The sequence below is a fragment of the Nocardia sp. FDAARGOS_372 genome, assembly GCF_002554515.1.
Classification (GTDB): Bacteria; Actinomycetota; Actinomycetes; order Mycobacteriales; family Mycobacteriaceae; genus Nocardia; species Nocardia farcinica.
Genome location: NZ_PDDW01000001.1, coordinates 6,118,277 through 6,141,212, shown reverse-complemented (window position 1 = coordinate 6,141,212; position 22,936 = coordinate 6,118,277). Strand labels below are relative to the sequence as shown.

Sequence of the window (22,936 nt, the reverse complement as noted above, 5' to 3'; positions counted from 1 at the left end):
AGTACCCTAGCGTCGGCCAAGTCAACGCTTGTGAGCCACGACCTCAGCCGGGTCGAGGTCGAGGCGGCGCAGGAGTTGGGCGTTGAGCGCGACGACGACCGTGGAGGCCGACATCAGCAGCGCGCCCACTTCCATCGGCAGGGTGATGCCCCAGTGCGACAGGACACCGGCGGCCAGGGGAACGGCGATGATGTTGTATCCGGCCGCCCAGACCAGGTTCTGGATCATCTTGCGGTAGGTGGCGTGGGAGAGTTCGATGATCGAGAGCACCGCGCGGGGGTCGTCCCCGGCGAGGACGACCCCCGCGGAGGCGATGGCGACATCGGTGCCCGCGCCGATCGCGATGCCGACGTCGGCGCGCGCGAGCGCCGGCGCGTCGTTGACACCGTCGCCGACCATGGCGACGGTGCGCCCGGCGTCCTGGAGCGCCTGCACCTTCGCGCCTTTGTCCTGGGGCAGGACGCCGGCGAAGACCTCGTCGATACCGAGCTGAGCGGCCACTGTCCTGGCCACGGGTTCGGCGTCGCCGGTGATCATGGCGACGTGGATGCCGCGGGCGTGCAGCGCCTCGATGGCCTGGGCGGATTCGGGGCGGATCTCATCGGCGAGCGCGAGCGCGCCGACGAGCTTGCCGTCCCGCAGCACGTGCAGCACTGTCGAGCCCTGCGCGGACCATTCCGCGGCGGTAGCGGCCGGGTCGAGCCCGTGCTGGGAGAGCAGGGCAGGCCCGCCGACACTGACGGTCGCGCCGTCGACGGTGGCGGTGACGCCGACGCCGTTGTGGGCGGTGAACTCGGTGGCGGCGGGGATGGCGATCCCCCGCTCGGTGGCGGTGTGGACGATGGCGCGCCCGAGCGGATGTTCACTGTCGGCTTCGGCGGCCGCGGCCAGGGCGAGCACCTGATCGTCGCCGAGGTCGGGCGTAGTGGCGGTGGTCGCGACGACGGCGGGTTCGCCGCGGGTCAGGGTGCCGGTCTTGTCGAACAGGATCGCGTCGACGGTGCGCATGGTCTCGAGCGCACGACGATCGGTGATGAGCACGCCCGCCTTGGCGGCGCGTTCGGTGGCGATCGAGACCACCAGCGGAATGGCCAAGCCGAGCGCGTGCGGACAGGCGATGACGAGCACGGTGATGGTACGGGTCACCGCGGTCTCGGGCTGGCCGAGCAGCAGCCAGGCGATCGCGGTGACGACAGCGGCGCCGGAGGCGAACCAGAACAGCCAGCCCGCGGCCCGATCGGCCAGTACCTGGGCTCGCGAGGTGGAGTTCTGCGCCTCGGCCACCAGACGCTGGATGCCCGCGAGCGCGGTGTCGGAGCCGACCGCGGTGATGCGTACCCGCAGCGCGCTGTCGGTGGTGACGGTGCCCGCGACGACCCGGTCACCGGGTTCGCGCCGCACGGCACGCGATTCGCCGGTGATCATGGATTCGTCGACATCGGCGCTGCCGGTCTCGACGGTGCCGTCGGCGGGCACCCGGCCGCCGGGGCGGACCACGACGAGGTCTCCGGTGCGCAGGTCGTCGACGGGAACGGTGGACGTCGTGCCGTCGTCGCCGAGGCGTTCGGCCTCGTCGGGCAGTAGCGCGGCCAGCGACTCGAGCGCACTCGACGCCTGACCGAGCGAGCGCATCTCGATCCAGTGCCCCAGCAGCATGATCACGATGAGCAGCGCCAGTTCCCACCAGTAGTCGAGCTCGTGGGCCAGCAGTCCGAGGGTCGATCCCCATGACGCGGCGAAGGCGACCGTGATGGCGAGCGAGATCAGCAGCATCATCCCGGGTTTGCGAGCCCGGATCTCACCGACGGCGCCGGTGAGGAACGGCCGGCCACCCCAGAAGAACATCACCGTGCCCAGCACGGGCGAGACCCAGCGCAACGCGGAGGGAACCGTGTAGCCGACGAGGTCGGCGAACATCATGTCCGCCGCGACCACGGGCACCGCCAGCGCCAGCATCAACCAGAACAGCCGCCGGAACATCGCGACGTGGTCGCCGTGCCCGGCATGGCCGGCGTGCCCGGCATGGTCGCCGTGCGCGGCGTGATCGTCGTGCCCGGCGTGGTCAGCGTGGTCGCCGTGGTCGGCGTGTCCACCGTGACCTGCGTGGGCGACGGCCGCAGTGTCGTGTCCGGCGTCCTCGTGCACGACGACTCCGGCTTCACCATGGCTGCCGTCGCCGGTGGGCGGATGGCCGCCGTGGTGGGTTTCGCCGGTCGACTGGTCGGGCGCGGGGTCGCTGCCGGGATGATCGCTGGGCATACGCTGATGTCCTCCGTGGTCGGTGGAACGGGAGCGAACGAGTCTCAGCCCTTGCCGCGTTGCGGCCGGAGACGGCGGAGCAGGGCGCGCAGCGCGTCGGATTCGTCGTCGCTGATCTGCTCGACGAAATGCGCGAGCACCAGGTCGGATCGCGCTCCTTCGAGGGCGGCGCGCATGAGCTGGGCGCTGTATTCCTCGCGGCTGAGGGTGGGCCAGTAGCGGTAGGCCTTTCCGTGGCGTTCCCGGGCCAGCCAGCCCTTGCGGTGCAGGTTGTCCATGGTGGACATGACGGTGGTGTAAGCGATCTCCCGCTCACGCAGCAGGCCCTCGTAGATCTCGCGAACGGTGACATCGTCCTCGGCCGACCACATGCGGTCCATCACTACGGCTTCCAGATCGCCGAAACGGTGCCCCACGGCCATCCTCCTGACAGGAACCTTAAATCTACGTAGCAATATCGTAGGATGTTCGGCGGCATTCTGCCACTCCGAGCGGGAAAGACACCGGGACAGTGCCGGCCGCCACAGGAGCCGGTCGGCACTGTCCGCGGCTGGCCGCGCTACGCGCTACCGGTGCGGAGCAGCGAGAACGGGGTTCGGTTGTGGTGGTGCCCGTTGCGGCTGCCATGGTCGTTGCCATGGTGACCGCCGGGCCTGGCCGTGATCTCCGTTCCCGCCGAGGCCGGAGTCGGATCGGCGATGGCCGGGGCGGCCAGCGTCGCGGCGGCCGCGACGGCAGCCAACGTGAAGCCCAGCCGGATGGCCGGACGACGCGAGCGGGGCGAAGAGGACAGAGCAGTCATGATCAGCTTTCCTGGTAATTCGACGTCCTACGTAAGTAGGCAGTAATTCGGCTCGTGACTACATCCGGCAGCACGCCATCGCGGCACACATCAAGTCGCACAGCATCTTCCACAGGTCCATCGGTCTTCACCTCCTGACGAATCGTCTCGTTTTCGGCCGATCTCGCCGGCGAGGGCCGCCGCTACTGCCGGTAGGAGAGCACCGACATCATTCCGGCCTCGCCGTGATAGACGTTGTGGCAGTGCAGCATCCACTGCCCGGGGTTGTCGGTGTCGAAGTCGACTTCGACCGTCCGCATGGGCGCCACGATCGAGGTGTCCTTCCGCGGACCCGCCCCGGCGCCGGCGACGACCTGGAAGGTGTGGCCGTGCAGGTGCATCGGGTGCCACATCATGGACCTGTTGACGAAGCGCAGCCGAACCCGTTGTCCGGCCGACACATCGAGCGCGGCGTGGTCGGGGAAGGCCTTGCCGTTGATGGTCCAGAGGTATTCGGTCGCGTCGGACCCGAGGGTGACATCGAGGGTTACGTTGGGCCGGCGATCGGGCAGCCGGACACTGTCGAGGGCGGTCAGCGTCTGCGCCGACAACGGAATCGCGGCCAGCTCGGTGGGCCGCGCGTCCGGTGGCGGCGGCGTCCCCGCGCCGGTACGCACCAGCGCGAATCCCTGACCACTCTTTCCCTCGGCGGAGGCGACCAGCGGGAAGACGCCGTCACCGAGCTCGACGACGGCGTCGTAGCGTTCACCCATGCCGATCAGCACGGTCGAGGTGGTGGTGGGCACCACCGGGAAGCCGTCGGTGTGGGTGACGCGCAGCCGGTGACCTCCGAGCGCGACCCGGAACGCGGTGTCGGCGGCGGCATTGATGATCCGCAGGCGCATGCGCTGCCCCGGCCGCGCCGTCAGCACAGCGGGGTCGGTGCCGATCCTGCCGTTGATCAGGTAGTAGGGGTACCGCACGTCGCCCGTGTCGGCGCCGAGCGGCGCCGCGGGATCGACCGGCATGCTCGTGGTCGCCGAACCGCCCATGGACATGCCGCCGTGGTCCATGCCCCCGCCGGCGGGCGGGCCCATGTCCATACCCGCCATGCCCTGCGCGCGGAGGGCGGCGAGTTCCCGATCGGGGTCGCGCCCGTCGACGCCGTCGAGCCAGTCGTCCAGGACGATCACCGCCTCCAGGTCGTAGTCCTTGCCGTCGTCGGGATCCTCGACGATCAAGGGCGCGTACAGACCGCGGTCGAGCTGCACGCCGACATGCGGATGGAAGAAGTGCGTGCCGGCGTCGGGGACGGTGAACTCATAGCCGAACGTGGCGCCCGGATCGATCGGGGGCTGAGTGAGGCCGGGAACGCCGTCCATGTCGTTGCGCAGGGCGATGCCGTGCCAGTGCACCGTGGTCGGCGCGGGCAGCGCGTTGGTGAGATCGGCACGCAGCACTTCACCACGGCGCAGCCGGATCTCCCGGCCGGGTAGTTCGCCGCCGTAGGTCCAGGTGTCGACACGCACACCACCGAGATCGACGGTGGCCGGCCGTGCGTGCAGTGCGACTCGGCGAATCGGGGCGTCCGCCGCGCGGCGGGCGGCTTCGGCGGACCGGACCGACTCGTCGCCCGGACCGACCGGACCGGCTTTCGGCGTGCCGGGCCCGCCGCAGGCGGCGAGCAGAGCCGCGGCACCCGCCCCGGCTCCCAGCGCCAGGAAAGAGCGCCGCGAGCGGGGCATCGCCGGAACGTGCGTTGGTGACGGCAAGGTTCTCCTTCATCGATGTCGGCGTTCCGATCGCCGCGGGGCCGCGGCGGATTCACTGCTGTTGATCAGCGCGGCCCGGTGCACTCTCGCGGGGCACACAGATCGCCCCCGTCGGAGGATCCGTTGCGGCTGGGGTCGGAGCGGTCGTGACCGTGGCCACGCGCCCGGCCGTCGTCGTGGTGTCCGTTGTCCACACGACTGTTCCCGTGCCAGTAGCTGCCGCGCCCGTTGTCGGCTGCCGCACTGTGCCCCGGCCTGCCGTCGGCACCGGCCGACGCCGGTGCCGCGATGGCCGGTGCCGCGGCGAGCAGAGTCGCCGCCACCCCGATCGTGGTCGCCGCTACCAGTCGAGCGGGTAGGGCGGTGGGTCTTTTCGTCCCGATGATGGCCACCATGGCCTCCTTTTCTCGATTCCGGTGTGGTTCGCCGCGCGTTCACCGCCGATCACGGCCCCGTCACCGGGTGGTGTCGTGGAGGTGACGCCCGCGGCCCGGCGGGGCCGACACGCCGTAGCGTGCGCCTGGTCACACAATCTAAACTACTTACGTACCGAGATAGTAGATTGATCGGAGGAGATGTCAACCGGCGTCTGCGACGTGACGTGATTCGACAGCGAGAATTGTTGTCGCCACAGTTATTTGGCAGAGGGAGAGAGAAGGTGAACGACGTACGGACGCGACCGGGGGCACCGCTGTCACCGTGCGCGGTCAGTAGGTCGCGAACCCGCCGCCTCCCTCACCGACCGTCGTTGAACGGGCGGAATCGGCTGATACGGCTCCGCTGTCATCGCCGCATTGTGGTTTCCCTCCGGCGAGCGCGATACGGTAGCTGGCTCGCAACACTGCTACTGGCAGCACTGGTGCTGATGCCCGCCGTCGACTGCCTGCTCTTCGACACCGACGACCACCCGGCAGGCCACCACGCGGTGACCACCTTCGCGCTGCCGGACGCCGATACCGGACACGACCACACGCGAGAACAGGCCGACGCGGAACACTGCGTGGCACCGGTGGTGCACTGCCCGAGCAAGGCCCTGCCCCCGGCGACGGTATCGATGACGCTGGTGGCATTGATACTGGCCGCCTTCACCGCGCTCTGGACCGCACCCGCCTCGGCCGCCGCGTCCACCCACGGCGGTGTCCGCGGGCCGCCGAATCCGCTGTCGGCCGATGGCCGCACCGTTCTGACTCTCTTCTGCATCTCCCGACGCTGATCGGTCAGCGTCAGGCCGGCCTCTCGCGCCGGCCGGGGACCGCTGCCCACCGTCGTGGCGCACCGCTGAGCGGGCGCCGTCGCAGAGAAGAGACAGCAATCGTGAACAAGACCGTGTACCACACCGAGCTCGGACTCCCCCGTCGCATGTTCGGCGCGCCCGATGCCGCCGACGCCCCACGTATGCTGGTCGGCAACACCCCGGTGTTGTGGATCGGCGAGCCGCTGACCGCCCCTGGACGCGGGTTCTGGGCCAAGCTCGAAGGTTTCAACCCCGGTGGCATGAAGGACCGGCCCGCCCTGCACATGGTGCGCTGTGCCCGCGAGCGCGGCGAGCTGCGCCCCGGTGGGCGCATCGTCGAATCGACCAGCGGCACACTCGGAATGGGATTGGCGCTGGCCGGCATGGTGTACGGGCACCCGGTGACCGTCGTGACCGATCCCGGCCTCGAGCCGATCGTGGCGCAGATGCTGGCCGCCTACGGCGCGACAGTCGACCTGGTCGAGCGACCGCACCCAGTAGGAGGCTGGCAGCAAGCGCGCCGCGATCGCGTCGCCCAGCTCCTGGCCGCCGAGTCCGATGCCTGGTGCCCCGACCAGTACAGCAATCCCGACAACGTCGACGGCTACGAGTCCCTGGCGCTGGAACTGATCGAACAGCTGGGCACCGTCGACGTGCTGGTCTGCGCGGTGGGCACCGGCGGCCACTCGGCCGGGGTTGCCCGGGTGCTGCGCCGCTACAACCCCGAACTGCGGCTCGTCGGCGTCGACACGATCGCCTCGACGATCTTCGGCCAGCCCGCAGGCCCGCGCCTCATGCGCGGGCTGGGATCGAGCATCTACCCCGCCAACGTCGACTACGACGCCTTCGACGAAGTCCACTGGGTCGCCCCCGCCGAATCGGTCTGGGCCTGCCGCACACTCGCCGCGACCCACCACGCGACCGGCGGATGGAGCGTCGGCGCTGTCGCACTGGTGGCAGGCTGGGCCGCGCGCGTCGCCGCCCCGTCGACCCGCATCGCCGCGGTGTTCCCCGACGGACCCCACCGCTACTTCGACACCGTCTACAACGACACCTATTGCGCCGAGAACGGGCTGCTCACCGGCGCGCCTGCATCCGAACCCGACGCCCTCGCCCACCTCGGCGAGCGCGTCGTCGAGCGCTGGTCCCGGTGCACCACGGTGGTCTCTCCCGCGGCGATGCGCGCTGCCGAGGTCGCCTCGTGACCGTGATCGCCAAGTTCCGCGGCTTCGACCTGCCCGCTCGGCTGCTGATGATCAATCAGTTCGGCATCAACCTGGGCTTCTACATGTTGATGCCGTATCTGGCCGGGTATCTGGCGGGTCCGCTGGGCTTGGCGGCGTGGGCGGTCGGCCTCGTGCTCGGGGTGCGCAACTTCTCCCAGCAGGGCATGTTCCTCATCGGTGGCACGCTGGCCGACCGGCTCGGTTACAAGCCCCTTATCGTGGCCGGATGTCTGCTGCGCACGGGCGGATTCGCACTGCTCGTCTTCGCGGATTCGCTGCCTGCGGTGCTGATCGCCTCGGCCGCAACCGGCTTCGCCGGCGCCCTGTTCAATCCGGCGGTGCGTGCCTATCTCGCCGCCGACACCGGGGAGCGCCGGGTCGAGGCCTTCGCGATGTTCAACATGTTCTATCAAGCGGGCATCCTCGCCGGGCCGCTGGTGGGGCTGGCGCTGATGGCGGTGGACTTCCGGGTCACCGCCGGCGCCGCGGCCGCGGTGTTCGCCGCGCTGACCATCGCGCAGCTGTTCGCCCTGCCCGCCCGTCGAGCCGAGACCACGGCCACGCCGACCTCAGTGCTCGAGGATTGGCGCACCGTGGTGTCCAACAGACGCTTCCTCGCGTTCTCCGTGGCCATGATCGGCTCCTATGTCCTGTCGTTCCAGGTGTATCTGGCCTTGCCGTTGCAGGCGGAGTTCATCGCGGGCGAGAACTCGCAGTTGCTGGTCTCGGCACTGTTCGTCGTCTCGGGCATCGTCGCGGTGGCCGGTCAGCTGCGGATCACCGCGTGGCTGCGCGCACGGTGGGGTCCCGGCAAGAGCCTGGTCGCCGGAATGGCCGTTCTCACCGTGGCTTTCGTGCCGTTGATCATCGTGTCGGGGCCCGGCATGTTCGGCACCGTCGCGGCGATCACTGCGCTGTTGCTCACCACCACGCTGCTGGCGATCGGCACGGCGGCGGTGTTCCCGTTCGAGATGGACACCGTGGTGTCGCTGTCGGGAAACAAGCTGGTGGCCACGCACTACGGCTTCTACAACACCGTCGTCGGGATCGGGATCCTGGTCGGCAATCTCGCCACCGGCACCCTGGTAGGCGCCGCCCGCACCGCCGGGTTGAACTGGACGGTCTGGGCCGGTCTCACGGCGATCGGCACGCTGGCCGTCTTCGCCCTGCTGCGCCTGGAACGCACCGGCACCGACACCGCGATCGACCCGCCCACCGGCAGACACCGGCTGCCCAGCGGCCGTCACCGCCCGGGCGAACCGGTCTTCGCCGGTTCGGGCGCGCCGACCACACCACTGCTGCGCCTGCGCGCCGCCGCTGCCCCGCCGACCGTGTCCGTGTCGACCCGGCCCGGCCCGGACGCGCGCGGATATCGGCGTCCACCACGGCGCCATCAACCGCCCGGCGAGAACCGGGCGGGTCGACTCCCCAACGGGGAGCCTCGTCCCTGGCCGAGCACCGGCGACGACCGCCGTGGACATCGCCGCGTCCTGCCGCCCGCTCCGGGTGGGGCGGAGAGGCGCCGCTATCCGGCGGGCCCGCCGGACCAACGGCGGTGAGCGCGAACGCGTTCCGCGCGCGGGCAGCCGGGCAAGCCGACTCGCGCCGAGGTCCCCCAGTCGGGTCTCGGCTCCGTCTCCCGCTCTCTTTCAAGGACACATGACATGAAGACAGTTCTGCGGCGGCTCGCCGTCACCGCCGGGGCCGCCGCGTTCGCGACCGCGTTCGCCGGCGGCGTCGCCTCCGCTCACCTGGCCGTCGAGGCTCCGGGCGCCAAACAAGGCTCCTCATCGGTGCTCTCGTTCCGCATCTCCAACGAGTCCGAGACCGCCTCCACCACCGCCCTCACCGTCGAACTGCCCGGGTTGAAGACCGCGCGCACCGAACCGCTCCCCGGCTGGACCGCCGCCGTCACCCGCGACCCGGCCAAGATGGCCACGTCGGTCACCTGGACCGCCGCACCGGAATCCGGGGTCGGCCCAGGCCAGTTCCAGCGGTTCGTGCTCTACGCGGGACCGCTCCCGACGCGGGAGACGGTGGCGTTCAAGGCCGTTCAGACCTACAGCGACGGCAAGGTCGTCACCTGGGATCAAGCCGCCGCCGCGGGCGCGCCGGAACCGGAGTACCCGCTCCCGGTGCTGGCACTGTCCGCCGCACCGGCAGGCGGCGATCACTCGCACAGCACCGATGCCGCCGCTGAACACGAGGAATCCGAAGCCGGTTCCGACTCCGCGGCGCGTCTGCTCGCCGCGGGCGGCCTCGCATTGGGCACACTCGCGGCGGCAGCCGGACTGACCGCACTGGTGCGAACCCGCCGCACCGCCGGGTAAGCCGACGCGGCCGGCGCGTCCACTCGGCGCACCGGCCGGTCGGTCAGGGTTGGCTACCGGATGGTTCTGGGAGCAGACCGCGCAGCACCAGGTCCAGAATCTGCTGCCGCGCGGTTTCCGGATCCCACTCGTGACCGGCGCGTAGGTGGATATAGCCCCAGCCGACGGTGTTGAACAGCACCGTGGCCGTTACCTCCGGCGCGTCGACCGGTCGCAGGCTGCCGTCCATGGCGCCGTCGCGCAGCAGCCGTTCGAACGGCTCGGCGAACACATCGACGGACAGGGCGCGCGGTCCCGGACGATGGAAGACCTCCCCGTGGGCCAAGAACATCCCGGACAGGGTCGGCAGATGGCTGTCGGCGGTGACACAGACCGCTTCCAAGGCCGCGCGAAGTCGCTCGGCGGCGGTACCGGATCCGGTGAGAGCGGGCCAGATCTGCGTCCGAAAAGTCTCGGCCGCCCGTCCGGTGAGTGCGGCGATGAGGTCCTCACGCGTCACTCCGCGCCGATAGATCGTCGCCCGTGACATGCCCGCCTCCGCCGCCACTCGCTCGAGGGTGATCTCCGAGAGCCCCCACCGGGCGACCGCGGCCTCGGTAGCGGCGATCAAATCGTTGTCTACCAACTCTTGACGCTGTGACATGCCGAAATCATAGTTGATACATGACCGTCTCACGCGTGAGCACCAATCGTCTCGCCCTTCCCGCATGGAGCAGCGCTGTCGCCGCCGTCGCGGGGTTCGTGTCGCTGCTCGCGACCTATTGGGATGACGCGTGGCACACCGATCTAGGCCGGGACGACGCCACGATCGCGCCCCATCTCCTGCTCTACGGCTCGGTAGCCGTCGCGGGCGTCGTCGTAGCGTGGTGGGGTGTCCGGGCCTTGCTGATCACCCGCTCGCTGCCCACCGTGCTGCGGTATGGACCGGTGATGGTCGCGGCGATAGCGGGCGCCGCCACATTGGCAGCCGCACCCCTCGACGCGGCCTGGCACACCGCATTCGGGCGCGACGCCGTGCTGTGGAGTCCGCCCCACATGCTGGTGGTGCTGGCCTCGTCGGCCATGGTGCTCGGGATCGCCGCCGGCGCCCGAGGATCACGGTCCGGCCTGCCCGAAGCGGCGCTGGCCGGATTGTTCCTGGGCGGGCTGATGATGAGCGTGCTCGAGTACGAGACCGATGTCCCGCAGTTCAGCGAGGTTCTCTATCTCCCCGTCGCGCTGGTAGCAGGGCTGTCGGCGGCGGTGGTCGCCCGTCGGCTGGTCCCCGGGCGCGCTCCGGTGACCACGATGGTCGCCGTCTACGTGGTGGTGCGCATCGCGACGATCGCGGTATTGGCCGCGATGGGCAGGACCACCCCGGAGGTGCCGGTGGCCGTGCTAGGACTCGGCCTCCTCGACCTGCCGTGGCGCACGACGCTGCAGCGGTACAGCGCCGCGGCCGCCGCGATGTCGGCATTGGCGTTGACAACGGCGGCGACCGGGTTGTCGGAGCGGCCGGTCTCGGCGGTCGCGGTCGTGGCAGTGCCCGTCATGGCCGTGTTCCTGGCCTCCGTGTTGCTCGACCGACCGCGCTCTACGCCGATGGCCGCCACGATCTCGGTCGTCCTCGCGGGTGCGATCTCGCTCGCCGCGCCGATGCCCGGCGCGTCGGCGCACGATCCCGGCCAGGGCGAATCAGCCGGTGCGGTCACGGTCGGCGGCCGGTCCGACGGCAACGGCCGACTCGAATTGAGTGTCGAAGTGCCCGACACGTGCGCAGACCTCACTCCGGTGCGGATCACAGCCAGAAGGGCAGGCACCACGGTTTTCGGGCCGTTGGGTGCCATGGAGAAGTGCCGGTTCACCGGCACGGTGACCGTTCCCGACGATGGCCGGTGGTTCGTCTACGCCGAATTCCTGACCGGCGGCGGCCCCTTGGAGGTGTGGCTACCGTTGATCGCCGACCAGTCGGACACGGTGGGCGAGGCGCGGCACCTGTATCGACCGGCCGAGGCGACAGCTGCGACGCGCGGCGCCCAGGTAGGAGCGGCGATCGGCATCTACGCGGTGGGAGCCGGCTTACTCGGGGCCGCGGCGTTCGTGTTCGCCCGTCGGTCGCGCGTTCGGAGATTCTGATCGGGTCAGCCGAGGATGCACAGGCCGAGGCCGCCCATCGCGGCAAATGTCGCCGCCAGTGGACCGAGCACCACCGCGACCATCGCCATCGACGAGACCAGTCCACCCGTCGCCGCCGACGGTGACAGCCTGCGCACCCTGTCGACAAGACCCACTTCGATGGACCCGAGGTGCCCTGCCCCCTGCGAATCGGCCAGCGTGAGCAGCGCCTCCCGAACCACCAAAGGCCCGTGCACCCGGGCCGCGGCATCGTCGGCGACCATTTCGACCAGCCGCGCGACCTGAGCGGCCCCGGTCACGAACAGGTCGAGCCGGGGAAACACCCGGGCCAGCGCGCGAGTGACCGCGAGCAGGAAGTGATGATGCCCGGACAGGTGCGCACGCTCGTGTGCCATGACCGCAGCCAGTTGAACGTCGTCGAGGACGGTCACGATTCCCTGGGTCAGCACGATGGCGTGCGGATTCCCCGCGACCGAATACGCGGCAGGCTCAGGGTGATCCAGTACGACGGCATCGTGCCGATGATGACGCCGGCCCACCATGCGCGCCTGCTGCGCGTGCCGATGCGTCACCGATCGCGCCCGCAGCAGCATCCGGGTCAAACGCCACAGCACCACCGCCGCCGCGGTCAGCGCCAGCACCACCAGCGCCGCCAAGCCGAGTCGCACGACCGAGCCGTAAGCGCCCGCCGCCGCGTCGTGCAGCTGGGTGAAACAGCGACCGAGGTCCAGATGCTGCTCCGCGAGCAGGTCCCGCACCACATCGATGACGACGAACACGACCGCCGCCGCCCACGACACGAGGACCGATCCGATCGCGCTCACCCAGGCGACCAGACTCAGACGCGGACGGCGCCCGGCCCGGGTAGAGCGCACCAGCAGTGCCGGCGACAGCACCGCGACGATCATGCTGTAGGCCAGCAGACACACCGCGACACTCATGACGCCCGCGCCATGGCCGCGATCTCCGTAGTCGAGCGGATCCACACAGACGGCACCAAAGGCTCCTTTGCCGGGCCGAAGTCAAGACGCTGACCAGCGGCGTTTTACGTACTTGCAACATACTATCGACTCGCCGAAAGTGGTCGGAAGATCGGGATGGACGCCGCCGAACAGGAACTGGCCAGCGAAATACGGGGTTGCATGAACCACCTCTACTATCTACTATCTACTGACGTAGATAGTATTCGTGTCGTTCGACCAACTCGACACGAAGCCGCCCCGACTGAGCCACGGGACGGTGACCGGCGCGGCGGCTGACGTGATACCCCCTCATCCATCACGTCAGCCTTCTCACGGTCACAGGAGCGGGGATGGCCCACCGAACACCAGCCCCGCGGACTGCTGTCTACGAATCGGGCGCCCCGACAGGATGTCTCATCAGCACCTCGTCGGTCCGCGCCCCGATCCCAGAAGGTGGGGGTGATCCGGTGATATCGCCCCCACCTTCTGCTATCCCACGCTTCGGTGGGCGAGCCGCATCGCCGGCTACGCCCTCACCTCTTCGGCCCAGGTGCCAATTCCACCTCCGACCGCGGATACAGGAGCGCGCCGTCACCGTGAGGTGACGGCGCGCAGCTGCCGATGTCCCGGAGACCGGGACCTCACAACTCAGGCCAGGTCGACCAGGACGACCTTGGCGGCGCCGACGGCCTCGGCGATCGCGGTCTGCACCTCGGCGGGCACCTCGCGGTTGACGCGCAGCACCACGGTGGCGCCCTCGGCGTCCACGTCCTGGCTCAGCTGCGCGGCCAGGATGTCGATCTCGGCCTCGCCCAGCTTGGTGCCGATCTTGCCCAGCGCGCCCGGCTTGTCGCTGTAGTTCAGCACGGCCAGGTTCAGGCCCTCGGCGCGCATGTCGTAGTTGCGGCCGTTGATGTTGACGATCTTCTCGACCAGGTTCGGCTCGGTCAGCGTGCCCGCCACGTTCAGGGTCGAGCCGTCGCCGAACACGGCGCGCAGATCGACGACACTGCGGTGGTTCGGGCTCTCGGTGGCGGTGGTGACCTCGGCGGTGATGCCACGCTCCTTGGCCAGCGCCGGAGCGTTGACGAAGGTGACCTGGTCCTCGACCAGCGCCGAGAACACACCACGCAGCGCCGACAGCTCCAGCACGGCCACGTCCTGCGAGGCCAGCTCACCACGGACCTGCACCTCGACGCTGACGGGCAGCTCGTTGGCGATGGCCCCCAGCAGCGCGCCCTGCTTGCGGACCACGTCCAGCCACGGCGCGACCACGTCGTTGACGGCACCACCGGTGACGTTCACCGCGCCCGGCACGAACTCACCGGCCAGCGCCAGCAGCACCGACTTGGCGACATCGGTGCCCGCGCGGTCCTGGGCCTCGGCGGTGGAAGCGCCCAGGTGCGGGGTCACGACGACCTCGGGCAGCTCGAACAGCGGGCTGTCGGTGCACGGCTCGGTCTCGAACACGTCCAGACCGGCGGCACGCACATGACCGGACTTGATCGCATCAGCCAGCGCCTGCTCGTCGATCAGGCCACCGCGCGCGGCGTTGACAATGATGACGCCCGGCTTGGTCTTGGCCAGGGTCTCGGCGTTGAGCATGCCCTTGGTCTCAGGGGTCTTGGGCAGGTGGATGGAGATGAAGTCGGCGCGCTCGAGCACCTCTTCCAGGCTCAGCAGCTCGATGCCCAGCTGGGCGGCGCGCGCGGGCGAAGTGTAGGGGTCGTAGGCGACGATCTTGGTCTCGAACGCGGCCAGACGCTGCGCGAACAGCTGACCGATGCGGCCCAGACCGATCACGCCGACGGTCTTGCCGAGGATCTCGACACCGTTGAACTTGCTGCGCTTCCAGGTCTTCTCGCGCAGGGTCGCGTCGGCGGCCGGGATCTGGCGCGCGGCGGCGAGCAGCAGGGTGACCGCGTGCTCGGCGGCGGTGTGGATGTTGGAGGTCGGCGCGTTGACGACCATCACGCCACGCTCGGTGGCGGCGGGCACGTCGACATTGTCGAGGCCGACGCCGGCACGGGCGACGATCTGGAGCTTCTTGCCCGCCTCGAGCACCTCGGCGTCGACGGTGGTCGCGGAACGCACGAGCAGCGCGTCGGCCTCGGGCACCGCGGCGAGCAGGGCCGGGCGGTCGGGGCCGTCGACCCAGCGAACCTCGACACCGTCACCGAGCGCGTCGACGGTCGACTGGGCGAGCTTGTCGGCGATCAGAACTACAGGGCTCACTGCGGATACTCCTCTTGGCTTGGTTCGGTGGCGGATTCGCACCGAATATATCTACGTAGTTAGACAGTAGATACCGGCCGGCGGGTGCGGCAACCGAACCACGATGTGGCGCGCGCCATGCGCACGCGTCCACTTCCCGCCCTCGACCACCCTCCGATACCGGCCGCCGGCGGTGCAGCTTCCAGCTCGGCCGGCCGAACACGGAGCCGGGATGCTGACTGCGCAGCTCGCCCCGTAGATCGCATTCGTGCCGGCCAGTCCGGGACACCACACCTATCGTGCAGCGAAGATCACCTCGAGCAGTACGCCTAAGACTGGGATCCGGTCAGGCGACCGGCCCGGTATCCACCGGCAATCCCGCCAGCGCCCATTCCAGCATCCCCTCGTCAAGTCGCTTCATATCTCGGCCCGCGGCGTGGGCGATGCGGACCGCATCGGGCGCCATCACACAGAAGGCACCACGGCAGTAGGCGACGATGTCGTGGTCGGCGGGAAGTTCGGCGAGCCGGTCGGCGAGCTCGGCGACCGGGATGTTGATCGCGCCCGGGATGTGCCCGGCCTCGTATTCCTCGTGCGGCCGGACATCGATCAGGGTGATCTCGCCGGTTTCGCGCCTACCGATGAGCTCCGCACGGGTGACGGCATCGTCGGGCGACCCGAGCACCTCGGCGGCCGAGCGGGCCACATCGGCCAGGTGCGCCTCGGCCACGGTTTGCACGAGAGCGAACAGCCGCGCGACGTCGGCACCCGCGAGCCGGTAGTGCTGGCGGGTGCCGTCGCGCCGGGAGTGGACCAGGCCGCCCGCCTTGAGTGACTGCAGGTTCGCCGAAGCGGTGGTCAGGTTCATGCCGGTCGCCGTGGCGATCGACTCGACCGTCCGTTCACCCTGGGCGAGCAGGTCGAGGATCTGCAGGCGACGACCATTGCCCAGCGCCTTGCCGACGCGGGCGATCTCGTCGAAGAGGGCGGCCTTGCGGGACAGCTCACTCACGCTTGCTTCTCCAATACTCTTTGGAATATCGTATTCCACAGCTCCTTGGAACAACAGGGAACAGCGCGATTGTATTCACCGCCCGCTCTACCCAGAGGAAGCGAGAAGCCATGAGCAAGACCGTCGTCGTTCTCGGCGCGGGTGTGGGTGGGCTCACCACCGCCGCCGAACTTCGCGATGTCCTTCCCGTCCAGGACCGGGTCGTGCTGGTCGACCGTTCCTTCACCGGCCGCCTCGGCCTGTCCTTACTGTGGGTGCTGCGCGGTTGGCGCACCCCCGAGCAGATCACCGTGCGTCCCACCGCGGCGACACTGCCCGGCGTCGACATGATCACCGGCGACGTCGCGCGCATCGACCTCGCGGCGCGAGCGGTGGACTGCGGCGCGGCCGGGATGATTCACTACGACGCGCTCGTAGTCGCACTGGGCGCCGAGCTCGCGCCCTCTCTACTCCCCGGCCTGACAGAGGCGATCGATACGGGCGTGGCGGGCCAGTTCTACACCGTCGACGGTGCCGCCGACCTCCACAAACGCGTCGAGGCGATGGACTCTGGTCGGATCATGGTACTGGTGGCGGCGGTGCCGTTCACCTGCCCCGCCGCGCCGTTCGAAGCCGCGTTCCTGCTCGCGGACCAACTCGACGAGAGCGGGAACCGCGCCGCGGTGCGCGTCGACGCGTTCACGCCGGACCCACTGCCGATGCCGGTGGCGGGACCCGCGATCGGCAACGCGCTGGTGGCCATGATGGAAGTTCACGGCATCGGCTTCCACGGCGGCAAGTCCGCCGTCGGCATCGACCCGGAGGCAAGGACGGTCGAATTCGCCGACGGCACCACCGAATCCTTCGATCTGCTCGCCGTCGTGCCGCCGCACGTACCCGGCGCGGCGGTGACCTCGACCGGTTTGGGTCCGCGGGGCTGGATTCCCGTCGATCCCGCCACGCTGGCCACCACCGCCGCGGGAGTGTTCGCGATCGGCGACAGCACCGCATTGCCGCTGCCCAGCGGCAAACCCCTGCCGAAGGCGGCGATCTTCGCCCGAGCCGAGGCCGAAGTCGCCGCCCACCAGGTAGCCCGCTATCTGGGCTACGACGCCCCCGACACCCGGTTCACCGGCGAGGGCGCATGCCATGTGGAGCTCGGAAGCGGGTTCGCGGCCAAGGCGGACGGCAATTTTCTGGCCCCGCCTACACCACAGGTGAGCCTGCGCGGACCGTCCGTCGCCTATCACGAGGAGAAGGTGCAGCAAGAGCGAGCCTGGCTCGCCCGCTGGAATATCCAGGACTGATCGAACGACTCGCCAACGCTCCGACGTCCAGGAAAGCACCCCGTGTCCCCCAGCACGACCGGCACCACGGCAGATTCCCACCCGCCCGAGACCGCGCAGGCGCAGCGAAAGACCCTGATCGTCCTGGTGTGCGCGCAGATCCTCAGCGGCGCGGGTTTGACCGCCGGCATCACCGTCGGGGCACTACTTGCCCAGGACATGCTCGGCTCCACCAGCCTCGCCGGTCTACCCAGCGCACTGTTCACCGCGGGATCCGCACTCGCCGCGGTCGCCGTCGGGCGCTTCTCCCAGTCCCGGGGTCGCCGTCCCGGGCTGGCCGCCGGGTATCTCACCGGCGCGATCGGCAGTCTCGGTGTCATCGCCGCCGCCGTCCTGGACAACCCCGTTCTGCTGTTCCTGACCTTGTTCGTCTATGGCGCGGGGACCGCGACCAACCTCCAAGCCCGGTATGCCGGAGCCGATCTGGCCACCGCGTCGCATCGCGGCCGTGCGGTGTCCACCGTGCTGGTGGCCACCACCCTCGGCGGTGTCGTCGGCCCCAATCTCGCCGCGCCGACGGGTGCGCTGGCCCGCGCCCTGGGTATCCCGTATCTGGCCGGGCCTTTCCTGCTCGCCGCACTCGCCTACGGCGCCTCCGCGCTCGTGCTGACGATCTGGCTACGACCGGACCCATTGCTGCTGGCACGCGAGCTGTGCGGGGCCGAGATGATCACTGTCCCGGGCCCGGCCGATCCTCCCGTCGCCCACCCAGGAAAGGGAGTAGCGGTGGGCGGTTTCGTGATGGCGGTGACACAGCTGGTCATGGTCGCGATCATGACCATGACCCCGGTTCACATGATCGAGCATGGGCACGGCACCGTGGCGGCCGGTGCGGTGATCGCGGTCCACGTCGGTGCGATGTATCTGCCCTCACCGCTGAGCGGCTGGCTCGTCGACCGCTACGGCCGACTTCCCGTCGCCGCCGCGTCCGGGCTGACATTGCTCGCCGCTGGGACGCTCGCCGCGTCCGCGCCGGAAGACTCGGTCGCGCTACTCGCGCTGGCGCTGGCCATCCTCGGGCTCGGCTGGAACCTCGGCCTGGTGGCGGGCACGGCTGTCGTCACGGACACGGTTCCGCTGGCCATCCGCGCGAAATCCCAAGGTGCGGTAGATGTTTCGATCGCCATCGCCGGAGCCACCGGTGGCATGGGTTCGGGTCTGATAGTCGCCGCCACCAGTTACCCGGCCTTGGCCCTGGCCTGCGGCGTCCTCGCCATGGCCGTGGTCCCGGCAGCGGCCCTCACCACACGATCGCGGCGGTCCTGACCCACCGGCTGCGCGTAGCCCTTTTCCTCCTCTCCCGCGACCGACCGCACCCGGACTCGAATCGCCGACCGGCCCTCGATTGCCGTCGGTGGAGCGACGCCATGTCCCGGGCGGACGGGTACCGTGTGGTCGCAGCTCGACGATCCGCCTGGCCAAGCGCATCGGCGACGGCGGATACGTGGACGCGAACGGCTATGTGTTCGTGGTGGGCCGGCTCGAGGACATGATCATCACCGACGAGGAGAACATGTACTCGGCCGAGGTCGAGAACGCGCCGGCCAAGCACCTGACGGTGGCGCCGCTGGCCGTCATCGGGGTGCCCGACGAACGGTGGGGCGAGCGGGCACACGCGGTGATCGCGGGCCAAATCCGACGAAGCGGCCGCCGAGGAGGAGCTGCGCGATCTCACCCGCGAGCTGATCGCCGGCTACAAGGTGCCTCGGTCGGTATCGTTCGTAGACGCCCTGCCGATGTCGGGTGCGGGCAAGATCCTCAAGAGAGAACGCGCGGTCGGTGCTGGGCCGACAACGCGCGCAACGTCCAGTGAGCTCGCGTCCCTGATCACGTCGACCCCGCCCGGTCACCCCGGGCGGGGTGGCCCGCGGAATGCCACCCCCACGCGGCGACGCCGGGTCAGGTCGCCGGCCCCATGGCGATCCGGGCGAGCAGGCTCACCGCGTCGACGAAGGCGTGGTGGCGGACCCGGTCGGGATCGGTGTGGGCCAGCGCGGCGATTCCGTTCTCCAACCCGAGGACCGCCAGCGCCAATTCCGATGCGGGAGCGGGTAGTTCAATGGCGTTGTGCCGCGCGGCCACCTCGATCGCGTCGGTGTACCAGCTCAGCTGCCGCCGGTCCAGCTCCGCGAGCCGTTCCCTCACCTCCGGTCGGCGCATCGCGTAGAGCCGGAATTCGGTGAGGAGCATGAACTTTCGCCGATCGGCGAATCTGTTGCCCTCGTGGGTCGCCAGTTCGTTCAGCACCTCGTCGGTGCCCCCTGCACTCTGGATCACCTCGCCACCGGCGATCTGCTCGTCGAGCCACAGATCCAGGACCGCGATGGCCAGTTCGTCCTTCCCGGCGAAATGCGCGTATACCGCGCCCCTGGTGTAGCCGGCCCGTTCGGCGATCTGCTCGATCGAGGTGCCCGCGATCCCTTTCTCCGCGAAGACCTCCTGGGCCGCCGTCAGCACCTGAGCCCGGGTGCGGGCCATGCTCTCGGTCCGCGACAACCTAGCCACGCTCACCTCGGCTCGACGTCGCGCTTGACAAGAACATGTGTCGTCCACCACCCTTTCAGAGTCACTGATGTATCTGGATTCAGTATCGACTCGATCGCTGCCTCCGATCCAGTATCCCGAACGGAGATCAGTATTGAGGCGTCCCCGTCTCTCTCGCGCCATTTCGGCCGCACCACCGCAGCACCGACCGCGAGAAGCGCGGCGACGCACCACCGCGGCAGTCGTGCGCACCGCGGGCCTGCTCGCCACCGTCACCCTGACGCTCGGCCTCGTCCCCGCCCTCGACCACGGCACCGCGGCGGCGACGCCGGGACCGGGGCAGACGCTGCAGCGGGCCGGGCGCTGGTTGGTCGACGAGTACGGGCGGGTGGTCATCGTGCACGGCGTGAACCTGGTGTGGAAACACGCACCGTACGTCCCGCCGGACGCGCCAACCGGTTTCACCGCCGCCGACGCCACCTGGCTCGCCGAGCACGGATTCAACGGCGCCCGGCTGGGGACGCTGTGGGCAGGCATCACCCCTGATGCGCCGGACACCGTCGACGCGGGCTATCTCGACGCCTGGGCGCGGATCACCGAACAGCTTGCCGCCCAGCGAATCTGGATGCAGTTCGACCTGCATCAGGACCAGTGGAACGAGGTCTACGGCGGCGAGGGAGCACCGGACTGGGCCGCGCGACGCCCTGTGGGCTACGAGACCGCGCCGGTGTTCGCGCCGCGCTTCCCCCAGGGCTACTTCACGCCCGAGCAGTCGGCGAAGTTCGACGACTTCTGGGCCGGACGAGACGGCCTGCGGGACGGCTGGATCCGAGCGATCGGCGCGCTGGCCGCCCGCTTCCGCGATCACCCCTACTCGATGGGCTACGACCTGCTGAACGAACCCTGGTCCGGGTCCTCCTGGCCCGAGTGCCTGGTCACCGGATGCCCGGACCACTATCGCGACCGCCTGCAACCGGCCATGGAACTGGGCTTGCGGGCGGCCAGGGCGGCCGATCCCGACGGGCTGGTCTGGTTCGAGCCCGACCAGCTGACCGGCGGCCGCGCGACCCCGACGTTCTACGGCCCGGTCGCCGGGGAGAATCAGCTCGGCTACTCGTGGCACAGCTATTGCCCGCAGGGCTTCTTCCGCTCCCAGGGCCTGCCGCTCGGCTCGGTCGAGGACTGCGCCGCGTTCAGCGCCGACATGAACAGCAGGGCCGCGGCGCAGAGTGAGCGGATGAACGCCGTCGGGCTGATGTCCGAGTTCGGCGCGACCGACGATCTCCGGCTGCTCGACATCGACACCGCCGCCGCGGACAGCGCGTTCACCAGCTGGATGTACTGGTCCTACAAGGGCTGGAACGATCCGACGACCGCCGACGGATCACAGGGCCTGTTCACCGAGGACGGCGACCTCACCAGCGGAAAACCGAAGCTGCGCACACTGGTTCGCACCTACCCGCAGGCGACGGCGGGCATCCCGCGGGAGCTGAGTTTCGATCCGGTGACCGGCGACTTCCGCTACAGCTACGCCCCGGCCGAACTGGGCGTGCCCACGGAGATCTTCGTCAGCCCGCTGCACTATCCGAACGGCTACGACGTGATCGTCACCGGCGGCACGGTAGACCCGGCGCCGGAACGCAACCGGGTGCGGGTCGTGGCGACCGGCGTTGACCCGGTGACCGTCACGGTCCGCGGCCGGGCCTGATCCCACGAACTGCGACCACCCGGTCGAGGACGCGATGTCCTCGGCCGGGTGGTCGTCGTCGTGGGTCGACGCGCGGCTCAGCGCGCGCCGATGGCCTTACCGAACAGTGCGGCGACGGTCTCGCCGACCACCGAGGCGAAGTAGGCCTGCTGCTCGGCGTCGCCGACCATGGACGGCACGTCCTGCACCGAGCAACCGGCGTCGACCGGAACCTCGTTCAGGCGATCCCGCAGCCACAGCATGGCGCTCGGGAATCCGGCGATCCCGGCGATCACGTGCTCGCTGAGGTGGTCCCTGGTGTAGCGCACCGTGGCGTCCGGATTCCGGCAGTAGGAGTCGACGAGCTGATCGGTCGCGGCCAGCGGGAGGACCTCGTCCAGGGCGGAGTGCCACAGGAACATCGGCATATCGGGCAGCTCGCTCCCCATCCGGGTCTCGTCGAGCATGGCCGCGACGACGGGCTCACGCAGGGGATCTCCCGGCGTGCGCATCATGCCCTTGATGTTGAGGAACGGCAGCACCGCGCCCTGATACTGCACGCACAGTGGCGCTTTCGCCGCCAGCAGCGTGCGGCCGACGGGGTCCATCTTCTCCTCCAGGAAGGCCTCGAATTCCGGGTATTCGCGGGACAGGCCGAGCACCGCGGCCAGCACCACACCGGAGGTGGCCTGGCCGTTCGCCATGTCCACCGCCATCCCGAGATCGGCGCCGACACCGCCCGCCGCGGCGCCCTTGATGTTCAGTTCGGGCGCGTAGCTGGAGTGCAGTTCGGCGGCGTGGACGGTCGGAATCGACCCGCCGGAGTAGCCGTACATCCCGACCGGCGCCGTGGGCCCGACCTCGAGCGGCGCGAAAGACGTTGCCGCCCTGATGCCGTCGAGGGTGATCCGCGCCGCGAGCGGGCCCGCCGCGAAAGCCGATTCCGGTCCCTGATGGTCGGGGATGACCAGGGCCCAGCCCTGCTGCAATGCCCCCTGCGCGAGGATGAACTCGCCCGGGACGTCGAGCTGTCCGCCCAGCGCTGACAGCGACAGATGCTGCAGCCCGTAGGACGGCGTGCAATACCCGGCGGTGGAGTCCTCCGCGAGCTGCATCGAGAGGAGTTTGCGCGGTTCCGGTGCGACACCACGCGGCTTGATCAGTGTCGCGACCGCCGAAATCGGTTCGTCCCGACTGTTGTTCGATCGATAGGCCACCTGCCAGGCGTCGACATTGAGGGGAAAGACGCTGAAGTTCGCCAGCGTGACCTGGCGGACCGCGATGATCCCGCCGGGCGCGGTCGCCGCGAGAACTTCCGGGGGCTGGTGGTAGAAACCCGGATCGAGTTCCGGCGGCAGGGGTAGCGGTCGCGCCGGCGAAATCACCGGCGGCGCATCGGATTGCCCGGGATCGGCGAACGCGGGCATCGAGACGCCGACGGTCGTCCAGCAGGCGGTGAACGCCACGGCGACCGAGGCGGCGACGACTCGCCGCCTCTGCCTGGTGGGGAGAGTTATCCGCATTGATCTCTTCTC

Annotated in this window: 18 protein-coding genes and 1 pseudogene; 9 read left to right on the top strand and 10 right to left on the bottom strand. The window is 69.6% G+C overall.

All coding sequences use genetic code 11. From position 1 onward, the window contains the following. Window positions 1-21: 21 nt before the first annotated feature. From CRM89_RS28485 to CRM89_RS28470, 4 genes are all read right to left on the bottom strand, one after another. On the bottom strand, window positions 22-2,259 hold the full coding sequence (locus CRM89_RS28485) for a heavy metal translocating P-type ATPase (protein ID WP_371392041.1): 2,238 nt from the start codon (window positions 2,257-2,259) through the stop codon (window positions 22-24). A 44-nt stretch (window positions 2,260-2,303) separates the two neighbouring features. Continuing rightward, a complete protein-coding gene (locus tag CRM89_RS28480; RefSeq protein WP_216642012.1) occupies window positions 2,304-2,675 on the bottom strand; it encodes a BlaI/MecI/CopY family transcriptional regulator in 372 nt (123 codons plus the stop codon). Window positions 2,676-2,818: 143 nt separating this feature from the next. Further along, window positions 2,819-3,061, bottom strand: coding sequence for a hypothetical protein (locus CRM89_RS28475; protein WP_127516349.1), 243 nt, complete (start codon window positions 3,059-3,061; stop codon window positions 2,819-2,821). A 182-nt stretch (window positions 3,062-3,243) separates the two neighbouring features. Further along, window positions 3,244-4,785: a multicopper oxidase family protein gene (locus CRM89_RS28470; protein WP_098086728.1), complete on the bottom strand. Its 1,542-nt coding sequence runs from the start codon at window positions 4,783-4,785 to the stop codon at window positions 3,244-3,246. Window positions 4,786-5,677: 892 nt separating this feature from the next. Here CRM89_RS28470 and CRM89_RS28460 point away from each other — a divergent pair. The 4 genes and pseudogenes from CRM89_RS28460 (at window position 5,678) to CRM89_RS28445 (ending at window position 9,602) form a co-directional block, all read left to right on the top strand. After that, entirely contained in the window at window positions 5,678-6,025 is a 348-nt protein-coding gene (locus CRM89_RS28460) for a hypothetical protein (RefSeq protein ID WP_127516347.1), read from the top strand. A gap of 146 nt (window positions 6,026-6,171) precedes the next feature. Beyond that, complete coding sequence (locus tag CRM89_RS28455) at window positions 6,172-7,251, top strand: PLP-dependent cysteine synthase family protein (protein ID WP_098087161.1); 1,080 nt, start codon at window positions 6,172-6,174, stop codon at window positions 7,249-7,251. Further along, window positions 7,248-8,462 (top strand): annotated as a pseudogene (locus CRM89_RS28450) (MFS transporter); the annotation flags it as partial. The gene CRM89_RS28455 and the pseudogene CRM89_RS28450, both read left to right, overlap by 4 nt. Before the next feature lie 474 nt (window positions 8,463-8,936). Continuing rightward, window positions 8,937-9,602, top strand: a complete 666-nt coding sequence (locus CRM89_RS28445; RefSeq protein WP_098086724.1) for a YcnI family protein — start codon at window positions 8,937-8,939, stop codon at window positions 9,600-9,602. Window positions 9,603-9,645: 43 nt separating this feature from the next. Here CRM89_RS28445 and CRM89_RS28440 read toward each other — a convergent pair whose 3' ends face one another. After that, window positions 9,646-10,245 (bottom strand): TetR/AcrR family transcriptional regulator, encoded by a 600-nt coding sequence (locus CRM89_RS28440; RefSeq protein ID WP_098086723.1) that lies wholly within the window; start codon window positions 10,243-10,245, stop codon window positions 9,646-9,648. A gap of 20 nt (window positions 10,246-10,265) precedes the next feature. On the opposite strand from CRM89_RS28440, the gene CRM89_RS28435 reads away from it, so the two are divergent. Then, entirely contained in the window at window positions 10,266-11,717 is a 1,452-nt protein-coding gene (locus CRM89_RS28435; protein WP_098086722.1) for a hypothetical protein, read from the top strand. Between the two features lie 5 nt (window positions 11,718-11,722). On the opposite strand, the gene CRM89_RS28430 is transcribed toward CRM89_RS28435, so the two are convergent. The 3 genes from CRM89_RS28430 to CRM89_RS28420 form a co-directional block, all read right to left on the bottom strand. After that, window positions 11,723-12,703, bottom strand: coding sequence for a M56 family metallopeptidase (locus CRM89_RS28430; RefSeq protein WP_253805108.1), 981 nt, complete (start codon window positions 12,701-12,703; stop codon window positions 11,723-11,725). 624 nt (window positions 12,704-13,327) lie between these two features. Then, window positions 13,328-14,914 (bottom strand): phosphoglycerate dehydrogenase, encoded by a 1,587-nt coding sequence (serA, locus tag CRM89_RS28425; RefSeq protein WP_098086720.1) that lies wholly within the window; start codon window positions 14,912-14,914, stop codon window positions 13,328-13,330. A gap of 325 nt (window positions 14,915-15,239) precedes the next feature. Beyond that, complete coding sequence (locus tag CRM89_RS28420; protein ID WP_098086719.1) at window positions 15,240-15,905, bottom strand: metalloregulator ArsR/SmtB family transcription factor; 666 nt, start codon at window positions 15,903-15,905, stop codon at window positions 15,240-15,242. 110 nt (window positions 15,906-16,015) lie between these two features. Here CRM89_RS28420 and CRM89_RS28415 point away from each other — a divergent pair, with 110 nt between their 5' ends. The 3 genes from CRM89_RS28415 to CRM89_RS30570 all read left to right on the top strand — a co-directional run bounded on the left by CRM89_RS28415 (window position 16,016) and on the right by CRM89_RS30570 (window position 19,043). Beyond that, complete coding sequence (locus tag CRM89_RS28415; RefSeq protein ID WP_098086718.1) at window positions 16,016-17,191, top strand: NAD(P)/FAD-dependent oxidoreductase; 1,176 nt, start codon at window positions 16,016-16,018, stop codon at window positions 17,189-17,191. 42 nt (window positions 17,192-17,233) lie between these two features. Beyond that, on the top strand, window positions 17,234-18,496 hold the full coding sequence (locus tag CRM89_RS28410; protein ID WP_098086717.1) for an MFS transporter: 1,263 nt from the start codon (window positions 17,234-17,236) through the stop codon (window positions 18,494-18,496). Between the two features lie 88 nt (window positions 18,497-18,584). After that, window positions 18,585-19,043 (top strand): hypothetical protein, encoded by a 459-nt coding sequence (locus CRM89_RS30570; protein WP_127516345.1) that lies wholly within the window; start codon window positions 18,585-18,587, stop codon window positions 19,041-19,043. Window positions 19,044-19,129: 86 nt separating this feature from the next. Here CRM89_RS30570 and CRM89_RS32075 read toward each other — a convergent pair whose 3' ends face one another. Continuing rightward, window positions 19,130-19,735 (bottom strand): TetR/AcrR family transcriptional regulator, encoded by a 606-nt coding sequence (locus tag CRM89_RS32075; protein ID WP_280498410.1) that lies wholly within the window; start codon window positions 19,733-19,735, stop codon window positions 19,130-19,132. A gap of 223 nt (window positions 19,736-19,958) precedes the next feature. Here CRM89_RS32075 and CRM89_RS28400 point away from each other — a divergent pair, with 223 nt between their 5' ends. After that, window positions 19,959-21,422, top strand: a complete 1,464-nt coding sequence (locus CRM89_RS28400; protein ID WP_172964590.1) for a cellulase family glycosylhydrolase — start codon at window positions 19,959-19,961, stop codon at window positions 21,420-21,422. A gap of 77 nt (window positions 21,423-21,499) precedes the next feature. On the opposite strand, the gene CRM89_RS28395 is transcribed toward CRM89_RS28400, so the two are convergent. Continuing rightward, window positions 21,500-22,924 (bottom strand): lipase family protein, encoded by a 1,425-nt coding sequence (locus tag CRM89_RS28395; RefSeq protein WP_253805107.1) that lies wholly within the window; start codon window positions 22,922-22,924, stop codon window positions 21,500-21,502. Between the last annotated feature and the right edge of the window lie 12 nt (window positions 22,925-22,936).